Source organism: Solibacillus cecembensis (genome assembly GCF_050272495.1).
Lineage (GTDB): Bacteria > Bacillota > Bacilli > Bacillales_A > Planococcaceae > Solibacillus > Solibacillus cecembensis.
In genome coordinates this window covers 120,842-146,648 of the sequence record NZ_JBNNMF010000005.1, presented here as the reverse complement: position 1 = coordinate 146,648, position 25,807 = coordinate 120,842, and the positions used below count along the sequence as shown (strand labels likewise).

The window sequence follows — 25,807 nt, the reverse complement described above, 5'->3', positions numbered from 1 at the left end:
AGGGACTGCAATGAGAAGGCTTGGAATCGCTGTTTATCCACAGCATAGCACAGTAGAAGAGCTGCAAACCTATATACAACTTGCGCATAGTAATGGTTTTGATCGCATGTTTACTTGCTTAATGTCATTAACGAACGAACCAGAACGGAACAAGCTACAAAAAGTCAATGCATTTGCAAAAAGTTTAGGCTTTGATATTTCCGCAGATATTGCGCCATCCGTGTTTCAAGAATTAGGCAAAACGTACCGCGATATTGGCTATTTTAAAGAGCAATTTCATGTATCTGCTTTGCGTCTGGATATGGGGTTTAGTGGGCAGGAAGAGGCGTTTATGTCTCTTGATGCTAGCAATATAAAAGTAGAGTTAAATATGAGCAATGGTACAAAATATGTTGAAACGATTTTGTCTTATGAAGCAAATCGTGATAATGTAATCGGCTGTCATAATTTTTATCCAAGAAAATATACAGCCCTTTCACGACAACATTTTTTGGCAACATCCCAACTATTTAAAGCGCAAAATATTCGTACAGCAGCAATGATTAGTTCACAAAATGGAAAGTTTGGACCTTGGGAAGAAACGCCGCACGGGCTACCGACATTAGAAGAACATCGCAATTTACCGATTACTGTACAGGCAAAGGATTTGTGGAATACTGGTTTAATAGATGATTTAATTATTGGCAATATGTTTGCCTCCGAACAGGAGTTGCAAGCGCTTGGTAAATTAAATCGTCAAAAATTAGAGCTGCAAGTCCAACCTGTAGCAGCTATCACAAATGTCGAGGAAACAATCGTGTTTGATGAATTTCATTTTAATCGTGGGGATGTGTCAGAATATATGATTCGCAGTACACAATCACGCGTGAAATTTAAACAGGAAGACTTTCCGGCACATAATGTTGAACCGTTACGATTCGGTGATGTAACGATTGATAACAATGAAGATATTCGGTATAAAGGGGAACTGCAAATTGTCCTAAAAGAAATGCCGAATGAAGGGTCAACAAACATTGTCGGAACAATTGTAGAGGAAGAGAAATTTTTACTCCAACATATTAAGCCGTGGCAATCGTTTAGTTTCGTCAAATAACAGTATGAAAAAGGGGTGGGGCAATCTATTTTGCTCTATCCTTTTATTTGAATGATGATAAAGGGGGCAAGGGAATGGTGAATCAAATAGAAGTTATAGAGGATCATGGTCAGCTGTATGCACGTGCAGTAGAAATCATTGCCGAACAATTAAAAGATGGTGCTAAAGTATTTGGATTGGCGACGGGTGGCACAATGTTACCTTTATATGAACAAATTCGTGAAAGTGATATTGATTTTACGCAATGTACAAGTTTTAATTTAGATGAATATGTTGGTTTGGCAAAAGAACATCCTGAAAGCTATCATCGCTATATGGATGAGCAATTATTTCATAGTAAACCATTTAAACACTCATTTTTACCAGATGGGCAAACGCAAAATAGCCAAGCAGAGGCACAGCGTTATGAAGCGTTATTAAAGGGGAAAAGACAAGATTTTCAGTTGTTAGGTTTAGGTGAAAATGGACATATTGGCTTTAACGAACCCGGCACTGCATTTACGAGTGAAACCCATATTGTCCAGTTGCAAAAGTCGACACGTGAGGCAAATGCACGCTTTTTTAATTCGATTGATGAAGTGCCGAGCTATGCAATTACGATGGGAATTCACTCGATTTTACGTGCAAAAAAGATTTTAGTTATCGCGCTTGGAGAAAAAAAACGGGCAGCACTCGAAGCTTTAAGTAGTGGGACACAAACAGAACAAATACCTGCAACTAGTTTACAAAACCATCCGAATGTTATTGTTTTAACTGATATTCATATTGGCTAGTTATTCGAGCGAAGCATTCTAAAAATGGGTGCTTCTTTTTTTATGAAGTATTTATCTGAAAAAAATATCGGGGAGAACGGAATTGGCTATTTAATGCGATAATTTGGCTAATTTCCGATATGTTTTGGCTAGTTATGCTTGAAAATGGGCTAGTTTACGGCTAAATTCGGCTAGTTTCATCGAGTTAGATGGAATGGGTCATTTACAACACAGAAATGGACTCATTATAGTTTTAAGTAGTATGATAAGTGAGAAATATGAAATAATTGTTCAATACATAATGAAGTGAAGGAGTGCTTTGATGAACTGGCTAAAAATTGCCGAATCGAGACAGGAAGAACTCGTAAAGGAATTACAACAACTAATTCAAATCGAAAGTATATTAGATGAACAGCATGCATCTAAAGAAATACCATTTGGTCCTGGTCCTCGTGCTGCGCTTGATTTTATGCTTGCTAAAGGGCAGCAGCAAGGCATGAAAACAAAAGATATCGACCATATGTCTGGGCATATCGAAATGGGCGAGGGAGATGAGTTAATCGGTGTCCTTTGTCATGTAGATGTTGTACCAGTAGGAGATTCAGCTACTTGGACATATCCTCCTTTTGCCGGACAAGTTGAGGGTGGAAAGCTTTTTGGTCGTGGTGCAATCGATGATAAAGGGCCAACGATGGCGGCATGGCTTGCGATGAAAATGATTCAAGATGAAGGTATCCAATTAACGAAGCGTGTTCGTATGATTATTGGGACTGATGAAGAAAGCGGCTTCCGTTGTGTAGATCGTTATTTTGAACAAGAAGAGATGCCAACAGTTGGTTTTGCACCGGATGCTGATTTTCCGTTAATTAATGCTGAAAAAGGAATTGCACACCTTATGTTTAGTTTAAAAGCTGGAAAAACGGGACAGGAACAGCTCCTTACATTTGAAGCTGGAAAACGTATAAATATGGTTCCAGAGCAAGCCATTGCAACATTAAAAACGGTACAAAAGGATACAAAAGCGAATTTTGAGTTATTTTTAGCAGATAAACGTTTAGATGGGTCTTTCATTGAGTCGGATGAAGGGGCTATAATAACGATTAAAGGAAAATCTGCACATGCAATGGAGCCAGAAAAAGGACGCAATGCTGCAGTTTATTTAGCAAAATTTTTACAAGCTATTTTAGTCGAAGGACAAGATGCCGAATTTATAAAGTTTATTGTTCAACTTTTTGATGGAGATCATAACGGCTCGATGCTTCAATTAAACTTTGAAGATGCGATGTCGGGTCCTACTACGTTGAATCCAGGCATTGTGAAATACGATGAAAATGGTGGTTTTGTTGAAGTGAGCATGCGTTATTCTGTCTCATATCCTTTTGAACAAAAAATGACATCTGCACAACAAATGATACAAGATCAGGCTTTTACATTAGATGTAGTAGGGAATTCTAAGCCACACTATGTAAGTGAAGAGGATGAGTTCGTTCAAACGCTGCTGGAAGTGTACCAAAAGTATAGTGGGGATTTCTCGAAGCCGCTATCAACTGGTGGTGGAACGTATGCCCGCGTTATGAAAAAAGGTGTTGCTTTTGGCATGCTGTTTCCTGGCGAGCCTGACGTGGCGCATCAAGCCGATGAGTTTGTTGTCATAGAAAACTTAGTAAAAGCGGCTGCTATTTATGCAGAAGCAATCGTGAAATTAGCAAGTAAATAAAGAATAAAGGATGATGAAAATGAGTTACAGCTTATGGAATGATCAAATCGTTAAAGATGAAGAAGTAGTAGTTAATAAGGAAGACCGTGGCTATCAATTTGGCGATGGTGTTTACGAAGTAGTAAAAGTATATAACGGTGAATTATTTACAGCGGAAGAGCATGTCGATCGTTTTTATGTGAGCGCTGAAAAAATTCGCATGACGATTCCTTATACAAAAGATAAGTTACATCAATTATTGCATCAGTTAGTGGAGAAAAATAAAGTTGAAACAGGACATGTTTATTTCCAAATTACACGTGGTGCAGGTGCTCGTAACCATGTTTTCCCTGGTGATGAAGTGAAGCCAGTATTAACAGGTAATACGAAGGAAAATCCACGTCCGGTTGCGAACTTTGAAAACGGTGTGAAGGCAACATTTGTGGAAGATGTTCGTTGGTTACGTTGCGACATTAAATCATTAAACTTACTTGGCGCGGTTCTTGCTAAACAAGAAGCACAAGAAAAAGGTTGCTACGAAGCGATTTTACATCGTGGAGAAACAGTTACAGAGGGTTCTTCTTCTAATATTTACGGAATTAAAGATGGTGTTTTATATACACACCCAGCTGATAATTTCATCTTAAACGGTATTACACGTCAAGTAATCATTAAATGTGCGGCTGAAATTGGTTTACCAGTGAAGGAAGAAGCGATGACAAAAGCTCAGCTTCTTGCAATGGATGAAGTAATAGTTTCATCAACAACTTCAGAAGTAACACCGATTGTCGAAGTTGACGGCACAGTGTTTGGTGGCGGAAAACCAGGTGACTGGACACGCAAACTACAAGTACAATTTGATACAAAAATTCCAAAAGGCATTCGTGCATAAGCATTAAATTCACAAGTAGGGAGTTGCAATTTAGCAATTCCCTATTTTTTTTGGTCAATAACCTGTAAAATATGAAATAATGACAACTAGATTCAAATAGGGAGTAGATCATTATGGCTCAGTTAGTAAAACTTCAAGACTATATTTCACGCTATGAAAAAGACTTGGCTCGTTATCCGACGCAATTTATTCGCTTAAAGCAAAACCAATGGGGACGTGTAAAATACCAGTGGCAATCAGGCGAAACGATTGAGCGCTGGGAGCAAGACTTGGAAACGGAAGTAGAAGAACCGAAAAAATCTTCCATTTTCCAAAAGTTTTTTACATTCAATAAGGTGAAAGAGGACGAAGAAGATACTGAAAATATAGAAGTTTCAAATGAATTATTATTAAATGAAGATGAGATTCCCGAGGAAAGCTCAACATTATTGTTTGAACCAAATATTGTTTATGCACCGAATACAATCGAAGAATTAAAGCGCATGTTTATTGACCAATTTTTCCACTTTCAAATGAAGTGGGCAAGTTCAACATTACGTGAAAAATCGTATGTGGATCCGAAATTTATGCGAGATACTTTGTTGCGCGCGATGCTCCAAACGTTGCCTGACACATATCTGCTGTTTTATTTTCCAATTTTACGTATCAAAAAGGCACCGATTGAATTAGATATTATGATTATGACACCAACCGAATGTATATGTGTGACATTATTAGAGCAAGAAGATCAAGCGGTATATGTAGGAACGAGCGAACGTTTTTGGGTGAAAAAGGTCGGGAAAGTCGATAAAAAAGTATTAAACCCAATCATCCAGTTAAGTCGCATGGAAAAAGTCGTCGAGCAATTATTTATGCAAAATGGGATTGACCTTCCGATTCGAAAAGTATTATTAACGCGAAATGGTTTTATTGATTATCCGGGTAAAATGTATGGTATACAACTTGTTGATAAACGAAATTTCCCTGAATGGATGCAACACCTACAAAAATCAGTGTCCCCAATGAAGCATATGCAAATTCGTGCGGCAGAAACGATTTTAAAAACAGTTCAAACGACATCTTTCAACCGTGATATTTGGAACACGGATAAGGAAGCGGAGTAAATTTGCAACTACACTTTATTGTGAATGCATTTGCAGGCGGGGGAAAGGGAAAAGAAGTTTGGCAACGGTTTGAGAAGCAATTAACAGTACCATATGAACTCCACTTTACAAGCTACTCTGGACATACAAGTGAGATTGCGAGAAAACTTGCACAAGCGACAATGGACCAAGAGAGCGTGTGCTTAATTGCTGTTGGTGGAGATGGAACAATCCATGAATTAGTAAATGGAGCGGGGATGTACGAACAGATTATTATTGGTGTCATTGCAGCCGGTTCGGGAAATGACTTTGCCCGTGGTTATGAAATATTTGAATCGCCTGAGCAAATTGAGCGATTTATTGAAACACGAGATGTGACGGCTCATGATTACGGTGTGGCGCATTTTAACGAGCATACGAAAATTTTTGTCAATAATTTTGGCATTGGTTTTGATGCACTTGTAGGCAAACTAACGAATGAATCCCAACTGAAAAAATGGTTAAATCGGATAAAGCTAGGGAAGATAAGCTACGCATTTTTTGTTATTTATGCGTTATTTACATTTAAACCTTTTCAATTAAGGGTACTGCATAACGGACATGAAAAAAGGTTTAAAGATGTTTGGTTTGTGACCGTAAGCAATCAAAAATTTTTCGGTGGGGGAATGAATTTATCCCCAACATCCGATACGTCTGACGGAATACTTGAGGTGACCGTCGTATCAGAGTTGTCAAAGTGGAAATTATTGTTTGTTTTCATGACAGTTTACTTTGCAAGGCATACGAAATTTAAGGAAGTTCACCAATTTAGTAGCAATGGGGTCACTTTAAAATCCGATGCGGCAATTTTAGGACATGCAGATGGAGAAACTCAAGTTTTACCGCACGGACACAATACAATCGAGTTTGTCGTAAAAGAAAAAGCATGGAAGTTAGCAAAAAAAAGTAAATATTAAAGCGGAATGGTTCAATTTACGCTATAATATGGGCAATGTACAACATAGAAATGAGGATTTATTAGTGAGATTAAGACATAAACCATGGGCAGTAGAATTTATCGATGCACATACAGATGTGGTTATTCCAAACCCAGAAGCACATAAAACAAAGTGGAGTGAAGTATTCGGCAATGACAATCCTGTTCATATTGAAGTAGGAACAGGAAAAGGTCAATTTGTTATAGGAATGGCTTTGCAAAATCCGGATATTAACTATATCGGTATCGAATTATTCGATAGTGTACTAGTGTGCGCATTAGAAAAAACGATTGAGGCCGAAAAGCCAGCCAATTTACGCTTATTAAAAGTAAATGGTGCGAAATTAGAAGAGTTTTTTGCAAAAGGCGATGTAAGTCGTGTTTACTTAAATTTCTCGGATCCTTGGCCAAAAATACGCCATGCAAAGCGTCGTTTAACGCATGAGGGCTTCCTGAAATTATATGAAAATGTTTTGATTGATAATGGTGAAATTCACTTTAAAACGGATAACCGTGGTCTTTTTGAATATTCATTAGTAAGTATGAATGAATATGGCATGGCATTAAAATTTGTGTCATTAGATTTACATGTCAATATGCCTGAAGACAATGTGATGACTGAGTATGAACAGAAATTTTCTGCGCTAGGTCAGCCAATTTATCGATTAGAATGCCAATTTAAATCGAATAAATAATTGTTTTAAGGGGGAGAAATGGATGGATTCTTACGTATTTCACAACATGACATTTACTTGGTTAAACGGTGGTGTTACAGCACTTGATGGCGGGGCGATGTTTGGGGTAGTGCCAAGAGCATTATGGTCTCGCAAATATCCAGTGAATGATTTAAATCAAATTGAATTAGCTTGTGAACCGATTTTAATTCAATACGAAGGCAAAAATTATTTAATTGATACGGGTGTAGGAGCAGGGAAGTTAAATGAAAAGCAATTGCGTAACTTCGGTGTTTCAGAGGAATCAACAATCGAAAAAAGCTTGGCACAACTCGACATAAAGCCAGAGCAAATTGATGTGATTTTAATGACGCACTTACATTTCGATCATGCAGGTGGTTTAACGAAATGGGAAGGCGATACATTAGTTCCTGTGTTTCCGAATGCGGTCATTTACACGACGCAAACGGAATGGGATGAAATGCGCAATCCAAATATCCGTTCAAAAAACACGTATTGGAAAGAAAACTGGGAGCCTGTGCAGCATTTAGTGAAGACATTTGTAGGGGAGCTAGAAGTAGCACCTGGTTTAAAAATGATTCATACAGGTGGACATAGTGATGGACATGCCATTATTCGTATCGAGCAAAATGGTGAAGTGGCATTACATATGGCCGATATTATGCCGACACATGCCCATCAAAATCCTTTATGGGTGCTTGCTTATGATGATTATCCGATGACGAGTGTATATGCAAAGGAAAAATTATTAAAAGAAGCGCTAGAAAATGGCTATCGTTTTATTTTTTACCATGATGCATACTTCCGCATGATTCAGTGGGATGCGAGCGGGAAAAATATTGTGGATAGCTTGAAGCGAACGAACGAGGCAATGATTCAGTTTAAATAATATAAGAAATGTAGAAACGTTTTGTTAGGAAGCGTTTCTACATTTTTTTGTTGTGTATTTAAGTGATTACTTACTACGAATTTTAAATATATAATGTGTATTAATACTGATCAAAATAAGTGAAATGACTAAAATAGAGAATAATTGTGACTCTCCAGTTGCAACTGAATAAAACATAAATAAAACGATGGCAAGTATAAGTAATAGAGAAGTTAAATTATACACAGAATAAAGGCCATTTAGCATAATGTGACGCTCACCTTCATCAGAGGCTTCTAAAAGTTTGGCCATATAATTTTTATCATTTGGATTTGGAAGATTACGGTCTGGATAAACATAGCGCATGTATTTGCTCGGCATAAGAGCAACAATTACACTAAAGATAGTAGATACTAGGGAAAAAATTACAAGTGGAATCGATGCTTCTGTAATGATCCCAATGCAAACTGTCGCAATGCTTAAAACGAGAGCAGTAGTACTTGCTAAAGATACATCGCTATATTTTTTGTAACTCCATTCATCACGTAAATCTTCCTCTTCTCCAGAAAGTGTTTGTGCAGCTTTCTTTTTAATTGCAGTTAAGCCAGATAAACTAAAAATACATAAAAAGAAAGCGATGATTGTGAAAATGCCCATCAATTCTGTTGAAATGTCATAAGTCGGCAGTGTAAAGGAACCACCTACAAGAACGTATCCAAAAAAACCACCGATTAGTGCGCCAATACCTAATTGCTTTAATACTTTCATTACAAATCATCCTCCTCGAAAATAAAAATGTTATCAATTGGTTCATTAAATATTTTGGAAATACGAACTGCAATGATTAACGATGGAACGAGTTCTTCTCGTTCAATTAAGCTAATCGTCTGCCTTGAAACTTTTGCGCGTTTTGCCAATTCAGTTTGGTTTAACTGATCACGTGCACGTAATTCTTTAATTCTTGTTCTCATCGTTTCACCTCCTAAAAACAATGTAAACTAAAACAAACAATTTGACAAATAAATTTGTCAAACTGACTAATATATTTTATTTTGGGCGAAAATAAAAATGCCTACTGATCTAAGTCAGATAGGCATTTTGAATTTCGAGATATATTTTTTGAGTGTTACGTTAAACTTGCTTTAATTCAACCACAGCGCCTGAACGAGCATCGGCTGCGAATTCGAAGTTTTCCATTTCGCCGTCCATCATGCGAGAAATACCGCCGCGATAAACAGGTGTCTCTGTAAAGCCATTGTTAAATTGCTCAGTTTTCATATAAATCCAAGAGCCATCAATTGGTGCTTGTTTTTTAAATTCGTCTTTAATTGTCGTTAAAATGTTATTTGGTGATTGGTAAGGTGAAACGCGTTCACTCATTTCCTTAATGATGATAGCCGCTGCTAAACCGGTAACAACGCCAAGTGCAAAATCTTTCATTTTCATACAAATAACCCCCTCAAATAATGAACTACTATCACTTTAACATACTGTTATTTCGGTGTACAAAAAATATAGAAGGTTCGAATTACGAAATAAACTTTTAATTTATGATATAATGAGAAAAATTCAAATTTTACGAGGTGTTTACAGTGAATCAAGATACACTTACGATGTTTAAAACGTTAACAGAATTACCTGGTGCTCCAGGAAATGAACGAGCAGTTCGTCAGTTTATGCGTGAGCAACTGACGCCATACGCAGATGAGATTATTCAAGATCAATTAGGTGGGATTTTTGGCGTTCGTAAAGCACAAGATGAAAATGCCCCAAAAATTTTAGTTGCAGGTCATATGGATGAAGTCGGATTCATGGTCACTTCTATTACGGATAATGGGATGGTACGTTTTCAAACACTAGGTGGCTGGTGGAACCAAGTAATGCTGGCACAGCGCGTCACTGTTTATACTAAAGACCGTGAAATTCCAGGGGTCATTGCTTCCATTCCTCCGCATTTATTAACAGATGCAGAGCGTGCAAAGCCAATGGAAATTAAAAATATGTTAATTGATATCGGTGCTGATTCGAAAGAGGATGCGCATAATATGGGTGTACGTGCGGGGCAATCCATCATCCCAATTTGTCCATTTACACCAATGGCCAATCCGAAAAAAATTATGGCAAAAGCGTGGGATAACCGTTATGGATGCGGCTTAGCGATAGAATTATTAAAAGAATTACATGGGCAAGAAGTGAAGAGTCATATTTATTCAGGTGCAAACGTAATGGAAGAAGTCGGATTACGTGGCGCGGCAGTATCTGCCAATATGATTCAGCCTGATCTATTTTTTGCGCTTGACGCTTCACCAGCAAATGATATATCTGGTGATAAAAATCAATTTGGTCAATTAGGAAAAGGTCCGTTATTACGTATTTTCGATCGTTCAATGGTCACACATCGTGGCATGCGTGAATTTGTACTAGATACAGCGGAATCGAATAATATTCCGTATCAATATTTCGTTTCTCCAGGTGGAACCGATGCCGGTCGTGTACATACACAAAATGACGGGATTCCATCAGCAGTTATTGGAATTTGTTCACGCTATATTCATACTTCCGCATCTATTATTCATGTGGATGACTACGCCGCGGCAAAAGAATTATTAGTGAAGCTGATCAAGTCTGCAGACCGTTCTACAATCGAGTCAATTAAAGCGAACGTATAAAAAAATTAGCATATGCATTATAATACAAGAATGTGGTGTACTCACATTCTTGTATTTTTTTGGGGTAGATAAATGAAAATATATTGTCAAAATTAACGGAGATGAAATGATGAAAATCGCAATTGGTACAAAAAATCAGGCGAAAGTTGGTGCAGTAGAAGCAATCGTTTCGGAGTATTTTTCGGATGTTCAATTCGAGCATGTAGACGTCGCTTCAGAAGTATCTGTACAACCCTTTTCAAATGAAGAGACGAGACTAGGTGCAATTAATCGTGCGCGCAATGCATTGATTGCAACACAGGCAGACATCGGTTTTGGCTTAGAAGGCGGTGTAGAAGAAATTGATGGCGTAATGTATTGCTGTAATTGGGGAGCGGTCGCGTTAAAAGACGGGACAATCCTTTCAAGCGCAGGGGCACAATTTGCTCTACCTGAAAAAATTGCCATTGAATTACGCAGTGGTAAGGAACTTGGTCCGGTTATGGACGTCTATACTAATGAGAAAGATATACGACAACATGCAGGAGCCATTGGAATTTTCACAAATGGTTTAATTGATCGCAAAGAGATGTTTGAACACATTGTGAAGCTTCTAATTGGACAAATCTTATTTTATGAACGGACTAGAAATATGAAGTGAAATCACAAAATTTGCAATTTGATAAAAAGAAAAATTATGATAGAAAAAAAGTTTGAAGGTGAGGGAATTAAAAATGAATCGCAAATGGGTTCATATTTTTATCTTAAGTATTGTCATGTTACTTGTTTCTGGATGTAATCAGTCAGTTGAAGAGCAAGCGTCAGTGGGCTTAGAAAATGCAAAAACGACCTTTGAAAGTAAACCGAATGAACCGAATAAAATGATTGGCCAAATTGAATTATATATCCCACAAGGCTATGGCATTGAAAAAGGGATTGATGAATTAAACTATACTTTAGTGAATGGTAAAGATTCTTATCTTTTATTTGTAAACCCTCAAGAAGCTGGGAATAGTCAATTACATTATACGATATTAAAAGAGGACCCAAATATAGAAATTGTGGAAGAAGAAATATACAAGTCCGATGAAACGTTTGGCTTTTCATCTGTAATTAAGCGTGGAGAAAAGCAATATGAACTTGTTGTCACGATCGGTGGTGTAAAATTAACAACACTTTCGGAAAATAAAAAAATCGATCAAAAATTACAGGACATGATGGAAATTGTGCAATCGGTTCGTGCGATTGATTAACTCAAGCAAGGAAGGGGCGTAATTGTCACTTTTTTGATACAATAAAATAAATGATAGCAATAACAAGCGGTTCACAATGGTGGGCCGTTTTCTATTGATACATAAGAGTAGAGGAGTGATGAAAATGGAATCTCCACAATTAGTCGCGCAAATAAAAGAGCGATTAGGGGAAGCAACGTATTCGTTTACTTTTGATGAAAAGCACGATAAATTGCGCCTTGATCATAAAGTTATAGGAAAAGGAATGGATATTTCTTTAGCTGGAATTTTAGCAAAATATGAAACGAAAAAAGAGCAAGCAATCGATGAAATTATTTATACGATAAAACAAACCTTTTTGGCGATGGAAAGAGAACAAAAAGAGGGGTTTGAAGGTCTTGCTGCGGTATGTCCAATTATTCGTTCGACGTCATTTCCATTAACATCAAATGAAGGACATGCGTTTATTACGACGGATCATACAGCTGAAACGAGGATTTATTATGCGCTTGATTTAGGTGCGACCTATCGATTAATCGATGAGTCCATGCTACCGAAACTAGCGATAACTGGAGAGCAAATAAGAGAAGCAGCACGTTTTTCTGTAAAAAAATTACCGACTACTTTCAAACGTGATGAAGTTTCGGGCAATGTGTATTACTTTTTAAATCATAATGATGGATACGATGCGAGTCGTATTTTAAATGATAGCTTTTTAAATGAGATGGCACTTCAAATCGAAGGAGAAATGACGGTATCTGTTCCGCATCAAGATGTATTAATTATTGGTGATATTCGCAATGAAGTAGGGTATGATGTATTAGCGCAGATGACGATGCATTTCTTTACAGTCGGAGCGGTTCCTATTACATCGCTTTCATTTGTATATGAAAACGGCCATCTCGAACCAATCTTTATTTTAGCAAAAAACAAAGTGAAAAAGGGGCAAGAAGATTCATGAAAGTAGCTTATAACAAACAACATGTCGGCGATGTTCTATTAGTTCAAATCGCGATGGAAGATATCGTACAAACACAAATGGAACGCATTGGCGATTTAGCCATTTTAAAAGAAGAAGCAACAGGTGAAGTAAAAGCATTTAACTTATTCAATGCAAGTAAATATATCGAGTTAGATGTTGCAGGCAATGTAGAAGTAACGCCTGAGCTAGTAGAAAAATTAGCAGCAGCAATCAAAGCAAACGGTGCAGATCTTCCTTTAAATGTAGACTTCTCACCAAAATTTGTAGTTGGCTATGTACAATCAAAAGAAAAACATCCAAATGCGGATAAATTAAGTGTATGCCAAGTAAACGTAGGCGAAGAAACAGTACAAATCGTATGTGGCGCGCCAAATGTTGAAGCAGGTCAAAAAGTAGTCGTTGCAAAAGTTGGCGCGGTTATGCCATCTGGATTATTAATTAAAGAAGGCAATTTACGAGGAGAAGATTCTTTCGGTATGCTGTGTTCAGCTCGTGAGTTAGCAATTCCTGACGCACCAGAAGCGAAAGGGATTTTAGTTCTAGAGGATTCAGCAGAAGTAGGTAGTCCGTTCGAAGTTTAACACTATAATTTGAATAGAAAGTCAGTATGAGTTATTACAATCGCTCATACTGACTTTTTTATGTTGAAAAACATGTGTACAATGCCCATTTCCCTCGCTAAATATGATATGATTTTGAGGAATACACATTATCATAATACGGAAAAGACCACTACAAAATATAAACGTGTAGGGCGATGTTTTTTGAGAAAGAAGTGATGAACTTGAGTTGGATAAAAAATCAGTTAAATAAATTTCTTTACAAGGATACAGAGGATGAATTTGAAGAGTCTGAATATGAGCGTTTTTCAGAAAATAAAAACGCACAATATGAGAATTCACAAGCTGATCATAATACGCCGCAATCGAGCGGAACAACATTTCGTTTTCCATTAATAAATGATGAGGTAGACGTTGTAGCAACAGAGCAGCCGAAGCAACCTCGATATGAGCAGCCAAAATATGAGCAACAGAATAATCATTACAAAAAGGCAGACACTGAGGAATTTAAATTGCCGAAATATTTGCAAAAGCAAGTGCCCAATACTGTTTACGATGTAGAAGTATCTGGTATTCGTGACTTATTAGAGCGTCGTCGAAAAGGTCGAGGTCATTCCAATGTCATTCGTAGTCAAGATAGCACCGAGCCTAGAGCGCAAGTGACAAAACCAGAACGTGAAATTTTACTGAAAAATCCAAAGCGTGAAGAACAAAAAATTAATAAGGAATTTGTTAATCCTCTTGCCACGCGCAAACGTTTTGTACCGACAGATGTGCCGTCACCAGTTCATGGATTTAAAAAGCCAACACCGATTGAAAAGTTAATGGAGGAACGACATCCATCCATTCCAAGTGAACCGCAACAGAATGAAAGCTATTCAGCAAACATCGAAAAGGTTGAAAATACAGTTGCACCACAAACTGTTAAGGAAGAAGTTTTCGTACATACTGAAAATACAGAAGTACCAAAAATAGTACCGATTCAAGTAGAACAGCCAACGCAATTACAAACGATCGTCGAAGAAATAGCAGCGACAACAGTAGAGCCAGTAATCGAAAAAGAGCCGATTGTAGTAGAAGAGGCAGTAACCGATACACCAAAAGAAATCGTAAGTGAATCAGTTTTAACGGAAAAACAAAGTGCATTGCCGACTCAACAAGCAGTGGATGAAGAATTGTTAAATGAAGTTCAGGTGAAGCATGTCACGATTGAAAATTCAACGATTCATATTGGCCAGTTAAATGTAGAGCAGCTTCCACAAACCGAGGAAGTAAAAGTACCAAATGAAGATCAACAAATTCCGCAAAGATTACGTGAAAATACAGGAAGCCGATTGCCATTTAATGTTGTTATGTTAAAGTCTGACAAGCAAAAACTAATGGCTCGCCAATTGTATGGACAACAAAACCTACAAATGCAGGCGGAAGTAAGCGGGGAAATACTGGAAGTAAGTGACGGAAATTTCAGTGAAGAAGTACAAGTAATGGCAGAAATACCTGTAAATGTAGTACATGAGGAAGTAAGTGAGCCAATCATTGAACAGGTGAGTGAGCCGATTGAAGTGGTTTCTGAACCGCTACAACAACCAATTGAACTCCCCGCTGAAAGTGAACTGCTGCTTGAAAATAGCGAACGATTTGAACAAGATATTGAACAAATTGCACAACTTGATCCCGTAGAAGCGGAGCCAATTGAAGAGGTAAGTGAATTTATACCTGAACAAATAGAGCTAGCTATGCCAGAAGAAATTGTTGAAGAAAAGATAGAGGCAACGATTTTAGAGCCAATTGAGGAACACAGTGAAATAGTGGTTGAAAAAATAGAAGAACAGCTGGTCGAAGTGCTACGTAATGAACCAGTCAGCCTTCCACAACAAGAAGTTGAGGTCGTTCAAGAAATGATTGAACCGATTCAACAAGCAGTAGAAGTGAAGAAAGCTCCTTATGTGAAGCCACCGCTAGATTTTTTAGTCCCACCAGAGGAAATGATCGAAGACCGAGAGTGGATGGATGAACAAGGAGATCGATTAGTAGAGGCTTTATCTTATTTCCAAATTCAAGCACATATTGAATCGATTGTACAAGGACCAGCTGTTACGCAATTTGAAATTACCGTTGGGCAAGGGACAAAAGTGAGTAAAGTGCGTAACTTGGCTGATGATATTAAGCTTGCTTTAGCGGCAAAAGATATTCGAATTGACGCGCCAATTCCAGGGAAACGCTCGATTGGTATCGAAATTCCTAATCGTATTTCTCGTGCCGTGCGTTTGTCTGAGGTAACGGATTCGGATTCATTCCGCAATTCAGATTCACCTCTTGAAGCAGCACTTGGCTTAGATTTAACAGGAAGGCCTGTAACGATTGATTTACGCAAAATGCCACATGGATTAATCGCAGGTGCAACTGGTTCAGGGAAATCGGTATGCATTAACTCTATTTTAGTAAGCTTATTGTATAAATCGAATCCGAATGATTTAAAATTAATGTTAATCGATCCGAAAATGGTGGAATTAGCACCGTTTAATCATATTCCACATTTAGTAAGCCCAGTCATCACTGATGTTAAAGCTGCTACGGCCGCATTGAAATGGGCAGTGGAAGAAATGGAAAGACGTTATCAGCTATTTATGCATAGCGGTGCACGAAAAATCGAAGCATATAATAAAATGTGTGAAGAGAACCGAATGTATGCACAAAAGTTACCGTACTTATTAATTGTGATTGATGAGTTGGCTGATTTAATGATGATGTCGCCGCAAGATGTAGAGGATAGTATTTGTCGTATAACACAAAAGGCTCGTGCTGCAGGTATTCATTTGATTGTTGCTACTCAGCGTCCTTCTGTTGATGTTATTACGGGTTTAATCAAGGCTAATATCCCGACGCGTATCGCTTTCTCTGTGTCATCACAAATCGATTCTCGAACGATTTTAGATGCGCAAGGCGCGGAACGGTTACTTGGACGTGGAGATATGTTATATTTAGGAAATGGAATGTCTGCGCCAACGCGTATTCAAGGTACGTTTGTAACAGATGATGAAATAGAAGAAATTATTGAATATGTTCGTGATCAAGGTGAGCCAGAATATATCTTTAAACAAGAAGAGCTATTAAAACGTTCAGAAGCTGTAGAAGAGCAAGATGAGCTGTTTGAAGAAATTTGCCGATTTGTATTTGAACAAGGTTCTGTATCTACATCTTTATTACAACGTCGCTATAAAATCGGTTACAATCGAGCGGCTAGATTGATTGACATGTTAGAAGGTCAAGGATTTGTGTCAGAGCCAAAAGGTAGTAAGCCGAGGGATGTATTTATTACTGAAGAGGATTTAGCTGTCCAATTTGGAGACTAAAGGGCTAGTAAATGGGCGGAATTAATTTTTAGAATTGTCGTTCATTTATAGTTTTGAGCAAATAGTGCTATAATAAACTAAACTTGTTTCAGCAGAAATCTCCCTATCTTTTCTAAAGTGGAATGTTCTGAAACAATAATAAATAAAATATGAATGATTCAATGGGATCTTGGTATCCTAGGAGGTTTTTATAAAATGACACGATATCATTTTACAGGTATTAAAGGTTCGGGTATGAGCTCACTTGCGCAAATTTTATTTGATTCTGGTGAAGAAGTGCAAGGTTCTGATGTAGAAACGTATTATTTTACAGAACAACCTTTACGTGACCGTGGTATTAAAATTATAACTTTTGATGAAAATAATATAGAACCAGGTTTAACAATCATTGCAGGTAACGCTTTTCCTGATGACCATCCAGAGCTCGTTCGCGCACGTGAATTAGGTTTGGAAGTCATTCGCTACCATAAGTTTTTAGGGGAATATAGTAACCGTTGTACATCGATTGCGATTACAGGTGCACATGGGAAAACATCAACAACCGGCTTAATGAGTCACGTAATTGACGGCTATATGCCAACATCTTTTTTAATTGGTGATGGTACAGGAGCAGGTAAAGAGGATGCGTCTTATTTTGTCATGGAGGCATGTGAATACCGCCGACATTTCTTAGCGTATCATCCAGATTATGCGGTCATGACGAATATTGACTTTGACCATCCAGATTATTTTAAAAATATTGATGACGTTTACGACGCATTCCAATCATTAGCTTTACAAGTAAATAAAGCGATTATTGCATGTGGTGATGACGAACAATTACAAAAAATCCAAGCAAATGTCCCTGTTGTTTATTATGGCTTCGGACAAGAAAATGATTTTGCAGCGCGCAATATTGTCAAAACAACAGAAGGTACAGAATTCGAAGTATATGTTCGCAATGAATTATATAGTAAATTCTTCATTCCATTATTCGGTGACCATACGATTTTAAATTCGTTAGCCGTTATTTCTCTGTGCCATTATGAAGGCGTACCTGCGAATTTAATTCAAGAGCGCTTAAACACGTATGGCGGTGTAAAACGACGATTTACGGAAACGACGATTGGCGACAATGTGTTAGTGGATGATTACGCACATCACCCAACAGAAATTGCAGCGACACTTCAATCGGCTCGTCAAAAATATCCGGATCGTGAAGTTGTGGCGATTTTCCAACCGCATACATTTACACGAACACAAGCATTCCTGCAAAACTTTGCGGATAGCTTAAGTGGAGCAGATGCGACTTATTTATGTGATATTTTTAGTTCAGCTCGTGAAAAACAAGGTGAATTAACAATTACAGATTTAAGTGAGTTAATCGAACGCAGTCAAGTGCTGCAGTTAGAAACGATTACGCAGCTGCACAAGCATAAACATGCCGTATTCCTATTCATGGGTGCTGGCGACGTACACAAATATCAAGATGCTTTTGAAGCACTTTTGAAAGAGGAAACAGCTTAATCCATTACGGATAGGCTGTTTTTCTTTAATTAAAGTAGTTAAGTTCCTTTACATAATAGCAATTTAGCTCTAAAATGAATGGGAATTATGGAAATAGTAGATAATAGGTAATGGCAACCTGAAAGAAGGATTGTCACTATTTTTGTCGAATAATTATAGTGGGACAAGATGGAGGAGGTCATCAGATGGAGTTAGTACTTTATATTGCTGCTTTAATTGCAGCTATCGGATTTTTAGTATTATGTATAAGTATTGGTATGACATTGTTCTCATTAAAGAACACGTTAAATTCAATCGCTGGGACAGTAGCTGGGATTGAAGGCCAAATGGAAGGTATCACACGTGAAACGACGTCATTATTGACGAAAACAAATAATTTGGCAGATGATATTTCAGATAAGTCTGAGAAGTTAAATTCAGTTATCCATGCTGTACAAGGTGTTGGTGAGTCCGTAAATGGCTTAAATACATCGGTCCAACGCATTACAAATTCAATTTCAACAGAAGTTCAAAAGAATGAAGAAAAAATCGCACAAGTTGTTCAGTGGAGTAATGTCGCAATGGGTATTGCAGAACAGTGGCGTCAACGTAAACCGATTGATCAAGATGAAGTGATTTTTACGAGTACAAAAACAAATGAAACACCAGCAGGAATGGAAACAAAATCAAAGTTTGGCTTCTTAAAACGCAAGTAAGCACAATTTTTCTGTCAAAAAAGGGGAGAGCTGATTATGTCTGAAAAGCAAGTGGCTGTAAATGCACCTCAAGATTATACGCATGTTAACGAATCGATTTATGGAGAGGAGACAATACAGTTGAAAGATTTCATTCTCGGTGCTTTTGTAGGCGGAATTGTAGGCGCAGCTGCGGCATTACTTCTAGCACCAAAAGCAGGTAGTGAATTAAGAAATGATGTTGCAATCCAAGCGGTTACGTTGAAAGAAAAAAGTGTTGAATTTTCAGGATCAGCAAAAGAAAAAACATCTCAAATTTCAAACCAATTAAAAGAGCAATCAACAAACTTAGTAGAAAAAGTAAAAGCGAAAACGGCTAAACAGCCACCTGCACTTGATGATGGGACGGTTTCATTTGAAGGTGAAGAGCCATTAGAATCGATTAAAGATGCAGTTGATCAGGTTGTAACAGAAGTGACAGAAGGTATTTCTGAAGTAGCGAATTCAACGCGCCATACTTCTATCGAGTAGTTCAATTTAAAAACGCACCATTTCACAAAAGTTGAAATGGTGCGTTTTTGTTTTTACTAAAGTGTTTTGCTCTCCGTTTTCATGGCGTGCTCGATTAACTGAATTTCTAATTGATCTCCACCAAAAATTTCCGCATCAAATGAAGACGGCTGACCATTGCGTAAAATGGTAAATGACCCTTTAAAGGCAGTCGGTAATTGCCAAGATGAAAAACGGAACACATCTTGATAAATCCACTTGCTTGTATCTTTTTCTAAAATTTTTATTGTGGCTCCATTAGGCACGGGCGCTTGTCTTTGTACGACTTTACCATTAACAAAAAACTCTCGTGCCGTTTTGATAAGCTCAACTTGTTCCTTTTGGAATGTCACAACTGCTTTTTCCTCAAGTAGTAAATTGAGCTCGTTTGCGATCATGTCCGCAGTAGGTAATTGAAGCTGTTCAAATGTTATGACATCCCCATTGTAAATCGGATAGTTCAGTTTACCCGACTTGCCATTAGCAAATAATTGCGATGAAAATTCAGGTAGATGCACGGGCTTACCGTCAATATGAATTAAGTAGGAAGCGAACTGATTTAATTGCAGCAGGTTATCTGTATGTTTCAAGGCTGCTTCAATCGTTTCAACAGTTTCGACTACGATTACATCACGGTCCTCTAATAGCGCATCTAAGTTCACTACCTCACCATTTACATAGACTTTCGGTTCAATCATAAACAATGTATTTTGAATCGTTACAGATTTAACAGAGGCGTTATCAATCATATCCCGTACATTGACCGTTGCATCTTTACCGTCCATTCCAGCAATCAGTTCGATTTGATCTCCATTTTTAACGAGTGATTTCGTCGAGGCAGGTTGTCCATTTAATAAGATTTGTGCGGGCTGCCCATGCTCGCCTGGAACGAAGATACTTTGCCCATTCACTGTGATAGACAAACCGTGACCAGGTTTTCCGTAAAGCTGTTTCGCTCGAATATTTGCGGCTAAAAAGGCATCCCCGACAGTCATTTCCTTTAACTCAAATAATCGAATAACTTGTTCGTTTACAGAAAGCGACATGTAGTGAATGGGCGATTTCTGCGCAGCAATCGCTATACCAATCGGCGTTACAAGCTCTGGTGTTACCGCAATATTCTCATTGCGTGTTAAATTTTGTATGGCATCAATACCTCGCACGGCTACACGATTTGCAGGCAATCCTAAAATATTCCCGAGCTCCTCAGGTATATTCGGCGTTAAGCTTCCTCCACCGACTAGCATCACCGCTTTTGGGGCAATATTATTATTAAGGCGTAAAATTTCTTTACCAATCGATTCGGCTAAATTTTGAATCGCAGGGTAAATGGCTTTTAAAACGTCCTCACGAGGAAAATATTGATCGAAGCCTAGAATATCTTGAATTGAAATTTCCTGTGCTGTATGCATTTGTCGCTTGGCCATTTCCGCAACAGGGAAGTCCAGTAAGTAATGGTCACTCAGTGCTTCTGTAATCTCATCACCAGCAGTCGGTACCATTCCGTAGGCAACAACCGTACTATTATCGGTAATGGCGATGTCGGATGTGCCAGCGCCAATATCGACAAGTGCAACATTTAATCGACGCATAGTAGGAGGGATGAGTACATTGATAGCTGCAATCGGCTCTAGTGTTAGTGCATCCATTTCTAAATCCGCTCGTTTTAGTGCTGCGAGTAAAGATTCTATTACGACGCGCGGTAAAAAAGTAGCAATCACTTCAATCGTTGCCTCGTCTCCTTGTTGGTCTAATAAACTACCGATTTCTTCCCCATCTAAACGGTAGTACAACACGGAATACCCAACGCAGTAATAGTGATTGGATTTGGCATCCTCTTTTTGTTGAAGAAGTTGCTGCTGTGCTTGCTGTACGGCTTGTAATTCGAGACGGTTAATGTCTTCTTCAGTGAAAATAGGGCGGTTTTTAATCGGAATTGTGACGCTTGCGTGTTCGGTTTTTAAAGCACGGCCAGCTGCTGCAACGCTCACTTTTGTTAATGGACCATGCGTAGCTTCTAATTCTAATTTTATGGTTTTTATAAGTTCGGCTACATAAAGAACATTATGTATTTGACCATCGACCATTGCGCGTTCTTTATGTTCCTTTACTAAAATATCTGAAACATGGTAATGGTCGGCATGTTGTTCTAAAATAATACCGACTACGGAGCGAGTACCAATGTCCAAAGCAAATAATTTATTTGTCATATGAAAACGCTTCCTTCCGTGTAATTCCTACGTTTAACTTTAGCGAGTTGAAGCGCTAAATTAAAAATGCGTGACATTCTATCAATAGTTGATTATAATAAGATTATTATTTTAAAATGTATCATACTTTTATAGTAACTGAAAGTGCCGGATACGAGGAAGAGGGGAACAAGAAGATGGGTCAACAAGATTTAGAAAGCTTACGTAGTCAGATCGACGGTTTAAACTTAGAAATTTTACGTTTAATTAATGAACGTGCCACAGTAGTTGAAGAAATCGGTAAAATTAAAGAAAAGCAAGGCGTTAATCGATATGATCCGCTACGTGAACGTCACATGCTGGACTTAATTAAAAAGAATAATAACGGTCCTTTAAATCAAATGACGGTTGATTATATTTTCAAGCAAATCTTCAAGACTGCGTTAAAACAACTTGAAGCAGAAAAGAAAAAAGAGCTCCTTGTTTCACGTAAAGAAAAGTCAGAAGATACTGTCATTAATGTTAATGGCGATTTAATTGGTTCTGGGGCACCTTCCTTTGTATTTGGTCCATGTGCAGTTGAGTCATACGAGCAAGTGGCAGCAGTTGCCGCAACAATTAAAGAAAAAGGCTTAAAATTAATTCGTGGTGGTGCATATAAGCCGCGTACGTCACCATATGATTTCCAAGGTTTAGGTTTAGATGGTTTGAAAATTTTAAAACAAGTTTCTGATGAATTCGGTTTAGGTGTGATTACAGAAATCGTAACGCCATCTGATTTAGATCATGCGTTAGATTACATTGATGTGATTCAAATCGGTGCGCGTAATATGCAAAACTTTGAGCTATTAAAAGCAGCAGGTGCAACGAATAAACCGGTATTATTAAAACGTGGTTTAGCAGCGACAATTGATGAGTTCATCCATGCGGCAGAATACATTATGTCAAAAGGTAATGAAAACATTATCCTTTGTGAGCGCGGAATTCGTACGTACGAAAGAGCGACACGTAATACATTAGATATTTCTGCTGTGCCTATTTTAAAGCAAGAAACGCATTTACCAGTAATGGTAGACGTAACCCATTCAACAGGTCGTCGTGATTTATTATTACCATGTGCTAAAGCAGCGATTGCCATTGGTGCAGACGGAGTGATGGCAGAAGTACATCCAGATCCATCAATCGCTTTATCTGACCAACAACAACAAATGGATATCCCAACGTTCAATGCTTTTTATGAAGAAATTCAAAAATTCATGAAGCAATATGAAGTATCGAAATAAGTGAATGTGAAATCTCTAAGTCTAATATGGCTTAGAGGTTTTTTATACTAAATTAAGGGTCTATGCCGAAATTCGTACTGGATGAATTAAAGTAAAATTGGGCTCCTATTAAAAAAAAAAAAGAGTAGTGTGTGGAAAAAAATACTGTATCGATTCCGATATGCGTGTGATTTAACAAAAAAAGGTAAAATCGACATTTTACCTTTAAACTATTTAATGTTAAACTAGTTAGAAATAACGGATTGTAAGCAGCGCACAATTAATTATGTTAAGATAATGATTAAAAAGGTTAGGTTTTCAAATGGAAAAAAAGAGTATTTTTCAATTAATTCATACGATTGAGCAAATGAATAATCAAACTATCCTTCATTTCACAGCAAGGTTTCCTTATCCAATCGGCGTGTCACCTGTCCTAGTATTAGCTGAGCTAAGAGTAAAGGGACCAAGGAAGCAAGTGGAACTAGCAGAAGTTCTTGGCTACACAAAAGGTGCGATGACTAGCATTGCCAATAAATTAGTTGCACTCGGTTTGGCACAACGGATGTATGATGAGTCGGATCGCCGTATCATTCAACTTTGTATAACAGACAAAGGGAACGAAGCTTTTTCTGTGGCACAAAAAATTGGTGAAGGGATGTATTTGGAGTTATTTAAAACATTTACCCCAGATGAAATCGCAACGTATTTGTCATTGCAACAAAAGCTATTGAACAGTGCGAAAGATAAAAATCGAGATTAACGGCGAGGAGTGCTATCTTATGGTAGTGCTTTTTTTAATTTCATACGTTTTGCATCGTTTTTAGTAAACGCGTATATGTTCATTTCTTGCTAAATGATTATTTTAGTGAAGATACTAGGTTTAATAATTGAAAATGGAAATGAAAGTATTATATGATGAATGTATCTATCATATAGTGGTATTGTGAAATAGCGCTATAAATAAAAAAAGGGGGAGATTTCTTTGACTGTCACAATTTATGATGTAGCACGTGAAGCAAATGTGTCAATGGCAACGGTTTCTCGAGTAGTAAATGGTAACCAAAATGTAAAGCCAGCAACAAGAAAGAAAGTATTAGATGTTATAGAACGACTAGAGTATCGACCAAATGCTGTGGCGCGCGGTTTGGCAAGTAAAAAAACAACGTCAGTAGGAGTCATCATCCCTGATATTTCGAATAATTTAAATGCGGAGTTAGCGAGAGGGATTGAAGATATCGCAACAATGTACCGCTACAATATTATTTTGGCCAATTCTGATCAAAACGAAGAAAAAGAATTAACACTTTTAGATACAATGCTTGGCAAACAAGTAGATGGTATTGTCATGATGAGTGATGAAGTAACAGCAAATATTCAACGAGCAGTAGATGCATGCTCTGTACCAATCGTTTTAGCGGGCTCCATTAGCTTAACGGAAAAAGTGGCATCGGTTAATATTGATTATTACACGGCAACGTATGAAGCGATTCAATTATTTATCGAGCATGGCCATAAACGAATTGCATTTGTTTCAGGTCCACTAAAACATACGGTCAATGGTCAGCAAAAATTGCAAGCTTATTTAGATGTGTTACAAAAGGCTGGAATTGAGCGGGATGATTCGTTAATCGTTGCAGGGAGAGACGCCTATGATGATGGTTTAGAAGGCTGGGAAACGTTAAGCAAGCTAGAAAACCCACCAACTGCGATATTTGTAGGAAATGATGAGTTAGCAATGGGACTTGTTCACGGCATGCAAGATAGCGGAAAACAAGTTCCTGAAGATATAGAAGTAATTAGCTTTGGCAACTCGAAGCTTGCGCGCATGGTTCGACCACAGCTAACGAGCGTTGTTTTACCGCTTTACGATATCGGAGCAGTCGCGATGCGTTTGTTAACGAAGTATATGAATAAAGAAGATGTAGAAGAGCAAAAGGTCATTCTGCCACATCGAATCGAAATGCGAGACTCTACTCGAAAATAATGAAACTGCCTATCCACCAAAATTTAATGTGGGTAGGTTTTTTTATATATCCGTGTTGGTAGCAAACTAGAAAGTCGATGATTGGACTTATATGATTCGTTTTCAATATTGAAGAGAAATTTTTTGATGCCTATAATTGAATTGACTGATAAAACACGCGATTGGGAGTGGGAATATGCAGAAAATACACATTGAAAATCAATTAACAGAACATGCAAAAAAGGTTAGTCGTATTGGTACTCATGACAAAATGGATGTTTTAAATATTCAACTGCGCGCTGGAGAACAAATCCCTGAACATAATGCGAAAGATATTGTTGTCATAAATGTGCAAAAAGGCGAGCTAAAACTTAATGTAGAAGGCGAGGATCATCTTTTAACGAATGATGATTTTTTGATGATGGAACCTTTAGAAATGCATAGTCTTGAAGCGGTTACAGATGTTAGTGTTATCGTCATGAAAGTACATGTTTGATTGTAGTAAATTGCAGGTTCACGCCATTAGGAAGAGCTATAATGGCGTGAATTAATTATTTATCCCCTTTTTCATTAATCGCAGCAGTTTTTCCAAAGTAAAATGAAACAATTGAAATGATTACCGTTTGAATAAAATTCGTTTCTAGATTGCCCATCACCGAAAGGACAAAGAATAAAATTATCGAAACTAACGCAATAATCTTTCTTACTTCCACTAATGAAGTTAGCTTATTTTTCATTTGCCAAATCCCTCCTCAGCCTTTTATTCAATTTAACTTGTTTCAGCAATTTTTTTTGTACCGTAAGCAAAGCGACAGGTACAGAAGTCCCCTACTTT

General features: G+C 37.7%; 26 protein-coding genes. 21 read left to right on the top strand and 5 right to left on the bottom strand.

All coding sequences use genetic code 11. The features are described from left to right. Positions 1-10: 10 nt before the first annotated feature. The 8 genes from ACQKIH_RS06470 (at position 11) to ACQKIH_RS06435 (ending at position 8,075) form a co-directional block, all read left to right on the top strand. Positions 11-1,093, top strand: coding sequence for a DUF871 domain-containing protein (locus tag ACQKIH_RS06470; protein WP_427764235.1), 1,083 nt, complete (start codon positions 11-13; stop codon positions 1,091-1,093). A gap of 74 nt (positions 1,094-1,167) precedes the next feature. Beyond that, complete coding sequence (locus ACQKIH_RS06465; protein WP_427764233.1) at positions 1,168-1,866, top strand: glucosamine-6-phosphate deaminase; 699 nt, start codon at positions 1,168-1,170, stop codon at positions 1,864-1,866. 301 nt (positions 1,867-2,167) lie between these two features. After that, positions 2,168-3,562: a dipeptidase PepV gene (gene pepV / locus ACQKIH_RS06460; protein ID WP_427764231.1), complete on the top strand. Its 1,395-nt coding sequence runs from the start codon at positions 2,168-2,170 to the stop codon at positions 3,560-3,562. Positions 3,563-3,581: 19 nt separating this feature from the next. Beyond that, positions 3,582-4,433, top strand: a complete 852-nt coding sequence (gene dat / locus ACQKIH_RS06455; RefSeq protein WP_057989057.1) for a D-amino-acid transaminase — start codon at positions 3,582-3,584, stop codon at positions 4,431-4,433. A gap of 113 nt (positions 4,434-4,546) precedes the next feature. Continuing rightward, positions 4,547-5,536 carry an NERD domain-containing protein gene (locus ACQKIH_RS06450; protein WP_057989059.1) on the top strand — a complete coding sequence of 330 codons (990 nt, stop codon included), beginning with the start codon at positions 4,547-4,549 and terminating at the stop codon, positions 5,534-5,536. Positions 5,537-5,538: 2 nt separating this feature from the next. Next, positions 5,539-6,471 (top strand): diacylglycerol/lipid kinase family protein, encoded by a 933-nt coding sequence (locus ACQKIH_RS06445; RefSeq protein ID WP_427764227.1) that lies wholly within the window; start codon positions 5,539-5,541, stop codon positions 6,469-6,471. A 64-nt stretch (positions 6,472-6,535) separates the two neighbouring features. Further along, a complete protein-coding gene (trmB, locus tag ACQKIH_RS06440) occupies positions 6,536-7,186 on the top strand; it encodes a tRNA (guanosine(46)-N7)-methyltransferase TrmB (protein ID WP_057989063.1) in 651 nt (216 codons plus the stop codon). A 22-nt stretch (positions 7,187-7,208) separates the two neighbouring features. Further along, complete coding sequence (locus ACQKIH_RS06435; RefSeq protein WP_427764225.1) at positions 7,209-8,075, top strand: YtnP family quorum-quenching lactonase; 867 nt, start codon at positions 7,209-7,211, stop codon at positions 8,073-8,075. 66 nt (positions 8,076-8,141) lie between these two features. Here the strand turns inward: ACQKIH_RS06435 and ACQKIH_RS06430 are convergent, their stop codons facing one another. The 3 genes from ACQKIH_RS06430 to ACQKIH_RS06420 all read right to left on the bottom strand — a co-directional run bounded on the left by ACQKIH_RS06430 (position 8,142) and on the right by ACQKIH_RS06420 (position 9,500). After that, on the bottom strand, positions 8,142-8,822 hold the full coding sequence (locus ACQKIH_RS06430) for a DUF3169 family protein (protein ID WP_427764222.1): 681 nt from the start codon (positions 8,820-8,822) through the stop codon (positions 8,142-8,144). Continuing rightward, positions 8,822-9,025 carry a helix-turn-helix transcriptional regulator gene (locus ACQKIH_RS06425; protein WP_057989067.1) on the bottom strand — a complete coding sequence of 68 codons (204 nt, stop codon included), beginning with the start codon at positions 9,023-9,025 and terminating at the stop codon, positions 8,822-8,824. Before ACQKIH_RS06425 ends, ACQKIH_RS06430 begins: the two co-directional genes overlap by 1 nt. A 160-nt stretch (positions 9,026-9,185) precedes the next feature. Then, a complete protein-coding gene (locus ACQKIH_RS06420; RefSeq protein WP_057989069.1) occupies positions 9,186-9,500 on the bottom strand; it encodes a hypothetical protein in 315 nt (104 codons plus the stop codon). Between the two features lie 146 nt (positions 9,501-9,646). Here ACQKIH_RS06420 and ACQKIH_RS06415 point away from each other — a divergent pair, with 146 nt between their 5' ends. The 9 genes from ACQKIH_RS06415 to ACQKIH_RS06375 all read left to right on the top strand — a co-directional run bounded on the left by ACQKIH_RS06415 (position 9,647) and on the right by ACQKIH_RS06375 (position 19,540). Next, complete coding sequence (locus ACQKIH_RS06415) at positions 9,647-10,723, top strand: M42 family metallopeptidase (RefSeq protein ID WP_427764219.1); 1,077 nt, start codon at positions 9,647-9,649, stop codon at positions 10,721-10,723. Between the two features lie 109 nt (positions 10,724-10,832). Next, positions 10,833-11,363 carry a DUF84 family protein gene (locus ACQKIH_RS06410; RefSeq protein WP_427764217.1) on the top strand — a complete coding sequence of 177 codons (531 nt, stop codon included), beginning with the start codon at positions 10,833-10,835 and terminating at the stop codon, positions 11,361-11,363. A gap of 73 nt (positions 11,364-11,436) precedes the next feature. Then, positions 11,437-11,955, top strand: coding sequence for a hypothetical protein (locus ACQKIH_RS06405; RefSeq protein ID WP_057989075.1), 519 nt, complete (start codon positions 11,437-11,439; stop codon positions 11,953-11,955). Positions 11,956-12,079: 124 nt separating this feature from the next. Further along, the gene (locus ACQKIH_RS06400; protein WP_427764215.1) at positions 12,080-12,895 is read left to right on the top strand and encodes a DUF1444 domain-containing protein; all 816 of its coding nucleotides are present in this window, start codon (positions 12,080-12,082) and stop codon (positions 12,893-12,895) included. Continuing rightward, complete coding sequence (gene ytpR / locus ACQKIH_RS06395) at positions 12,892-13,497, top strand: YtpR family tRNA-binding protein (RefSeq protein ID WP_057989079.1); 606 nt, start codon at positions 12,892-12,894, stop codon at positions 13,495-13,497. Before ACQKIH_RS06400 ends, ytpR begins: the two co-directional genes overlap by 4 nt. Positions 13,498-13,700: 203 nt before the next feature. Then, the gene (locus ACQKIH_RS06390; protein WP_427764212.1) at positions 13,701-16,829 is read left to right on the top strand and encodes a DNA translocase FtsK; all 3,129 of its coding nucleotides are present in this window, start codon (positions 13,701-13,703) and stop codon (positions 16,827-16,829) included. 195 nt (positions 16,830-17,024) lie between these two features. Then, entirely contained in the window at positions 17,025-18,335 is a 1,311-nt protein-coding gene (gene murC / locus ACQKIH_RS06385) for a UDP-N-acetylmuramate--L-alanine ligase (protein ID WP_057989081.1), read from the top strand. A gap of 185 nt (positions 18,336-18,520) precedes the next feature. Continuing rightward, positions 18,521-19,030: a DUF948 domain-containing protein gene (locus ACQKIH_RS06380; protein WP_057989083.1), complete on the top strand. Its 510-nt coding sequence runs from the start codon at positions 18,521-18,523 to the stop codon at positions 19,028-19,030. A 36-nt stretch (positions 19,031-19,066) separates the two neighbouring features. Next, complete coding sequence (locus ACQKIH_RS06375; protein ID WP_057989086.1) at positions 19,067-19,540, top strand: YtxH domain-containing protein; 474 nt, start codon at positions 19,067-19,069, stop codon at positions 19,538-19,540. A 56-nt stretch (positions 19,541-19,596) separates the two neighbouring features. On the opposite strand, the gene ACQKIH_RS06370 is transcribed toward ACQKIH_RS06375, so the two are convergent. Further along, complete coding sequence (locus ACQKIH_RS06370; protein WP_427764209.1) at positions 19,597-21,768, bottom strand: cell division protein FtsA; 2,172 nt, start codon at positions 21,766-21,768, stop codon at positions 19,597-19,599. A gap of 176 nt (positions 21,769-21,944) precedes the next feature. On the opposite strand from ACQKIH_RS06370, the gene ACQKIH_RS06365 reads away from it, so the two are divergent. The 4 genes from ACQKIH_RS06365 to ACQKIH_RS06350 all read left to right on the top strand — a co-directional run bounded on the left by ACQKIH_RS06365 (position 21,945) and on the right by ACQKIH_RS06350 (position 25,468). After that, positions 21,945-23,030, top strand: coding sequence for a bifunctional 3-deoxy-7-phosphoheptulonate synthase/chorismate mutase (locus tag ACQKIH_RS06365; RefSeq protein ID WP_057989090.1), 1,086 nt, complete (start codon positions 21,945-21,947; stop codon positions 23,028-23,030). 301 nt (positions 23,031-23,331) lie between these two features. Then, a complete protein-coding gene (locus ACQKIH_RS06360; protein WP_057989092.1) occupies positions 23,332-23,769 on the top strand; it encodes a MarR family winged helix-turn-helix transcriptional regulator in 438 nt (145 codons plus the stop codon). Between the two features lie 222 nt (positions 23,770-23,991). After that, positions 23,992-24,993, top strand: a complete 1,002-nt coding sequence (gene ccpA / locus ACQKIH_RS06355) for a catabolite control protein A (protein ID WP_057989224.1) — start codon at positions 23,992-23,994, stop codon at positions 24,991-24,993. Positions 24,994-25,168: 175 nt separating this feature from the next. Beyond that, the gene (locus ACQKIH_RS06350) at positions 25,169-25,468 is read left to right on the top strand and encodes an AraC family ligand binding domain-containing protein (protein WP_057989226.1); all 300 of its coding nucleotides are present in this window, start codon (positions 25,169-25,171) and stop codon (positions 25,466-25,468) included. Positions 25,469-25,523: 55 nt separating this feature from the next. Here the strand turns inward: ACQKIH_RS06350 and ACQKIH_RS06345 are convergent, their stop codons facing one another. After that, positions 25,524-25,709, bottom strand: a complete 186-nt coding sequence (locus tag ACQKIH_RS06345; protein ID WP_057989229.1) for a hypothetical protein — start codon at positions 25,707-25,709, stop codon at positions 25,524-25,526. Between the last annotated feature and the right edge of the window lie 98 nt (positions 25,710-25,807).

What these genes read in the sequence shown, in the direction of transcription:
- ACQKIH_RS06365 (WP_057989090.1), top strand. Translation starts at nt 21,945, where the DNA reads ATGGGTCAACAAGATTTAGAAAGCTTACGTAGTCAGATCGACGGTTTA.
- dat (WP_057989057.1), top strand. Translation starts at nt 3,582, where the DNA reads ATGAGTTACAGCTTATGGAATGATCAAATCGTTAAAGATGAAGAAGTA.
- ACQKIH_RS06470 (WP_427764235.1), top strand. Translation starts at nt 11, where the DNA reads ATGAGAAGGCTTGGAATCGCTGTTTATCCACAGCATAGCACAGTAGAA.
- ytpR (WP_057989079.1), top strand. Translation starts at nt 12,892, where the DNA reads ATGAAAGTAGCTTATAACAAACAACATGTCGGCGATGTTCTATTAGTT.
- ACQKIH_RS06430 (WP_427764222.1), bottom strand. Translation starts at nt 8,822, where the DNA reads ATGAAAGTATTAAAGCAATTAGGTATTGGCGCACTAATCGGTGGTTTT.
- ACQKIH_RS06370 (WP_427764209.1), bottom strand. Translation starts at nt 21,768, where the DNA reads ATGACAAATAAATTATTTGCTTTGGACATTGGTACTCGCTCCGTAGTC.
- ACQKIH_RS06405 (WP_057989075.1), top strand. Translation starts at nt 11,437, where the DNA reads ATGAATCGCAAATGGGTTCATATTTTTATCTTAAGTATTGTCATGTTA.
- ACQKIH_RS06360 (WP_057989092.1), top strand. Translation starts at nt 23,332, where the DNA reads ATGGAAAAAAAGAGTATTTTTCAATTAATTCATACGATTGAGCAAATG.
- ACQKIH_RS06425 (WP_057989067.1), bottom strand. Translation starts at nt 9,025, where the DNA reads ATGAGAACAAGAATTAAAGAATTACGTGCACGTGATCAGTTAAACCAA.
- ACQKIH_RS06350 (WP_057989226.1), top strand. Translation starts at nt 25,169, where the DNA reads ATGCAGAAAATACACATTGAAAATCAATTAACAGAACATGCAAAAAAG.
- ACQKIH_RS06400 (WP_427764215.1), top strand. Translation starts at nt 12,080, where the DNA reads ATGGAATCTCCACAATTAGTCGCGCAAATAAAAGAGCGATTAGGGGAA.
- pepV (WP_427764231.1), top strand. Translation starts at nt 2,168, where the DNA reads ATGAACTGGCTAAAAATTGCCGAATCGAGACAGGAAGAACTCGTAAAG.
- ACQKIH_RS06345 (WP_057989229.1), bottom strand. Translation starts at nt 25,709, where the DNA reads ATGAAAAATAAGCTAACTTCATTAGTGGAAGTAAGAAAGATTATTGCG.
- ACQKIH_RS06450 (WP_057989059.1), top strand. Translation starts at nt 4,547, where the DNA reads ATGGCTCAGTTAGTAAAACTTCAAGACTATATTTCACGCTATGAAAAA.
- ACQKIH_RS06380 (WP_057989083.1), top strand. Translation starts at nt 18,521, where the DNA reads ATGGAGTTAGTACTTTATATTGCTGCTTTAATTGCAGCTATCGGATTT.
- ACQKIH_RS06410 (WP_427764217.1), top strand. Translation starts at nt 10,833, where the DNA reads ATGAAAATCGCAATTGGTACAAAAAATCAGGCGAAAGTTGGTGCAGTA.
- ACQKIH_RS06465 (WP_427764233.1), top strand. Translation starts at nt 1,168, where the DNA reads ATGGTGAATCAAATAGAAGTTATAGAGGATCATGGTCAGCTGTATGCA.
- ACQKIH_RS06420 (WP_057989069.1), bottom strand. Translation starts at nt 9,500, where the DNA reads ATGAAAATGAAAGATTTTGCACTTGGCGTTGTTACCGGTTTAGCAGCG.
- ACQKIH_RS06435 (WP_427764225.1), top strand. Translation starts at nt 7,209, where the DNA reads ATGGATTCTTACGTATTTCACAACATGACATTTACTTGGTTAAACGGT.
- murC (WP_057989081.1), top strand. Translation starts at nt 17,025, where the DNA reads ATGACACGATATCATTTTACAGGTATTAAAGGTTCGGGTATGAGCTCA.
- ACQKIH_RS06375 (WP_057989086.1), top strand. Translation starts at nt 19,067, where the DNA reads ATGTCTGAAAAGCAAGTGGCTGTAAATGCACCTCAAGATTATACGCAT.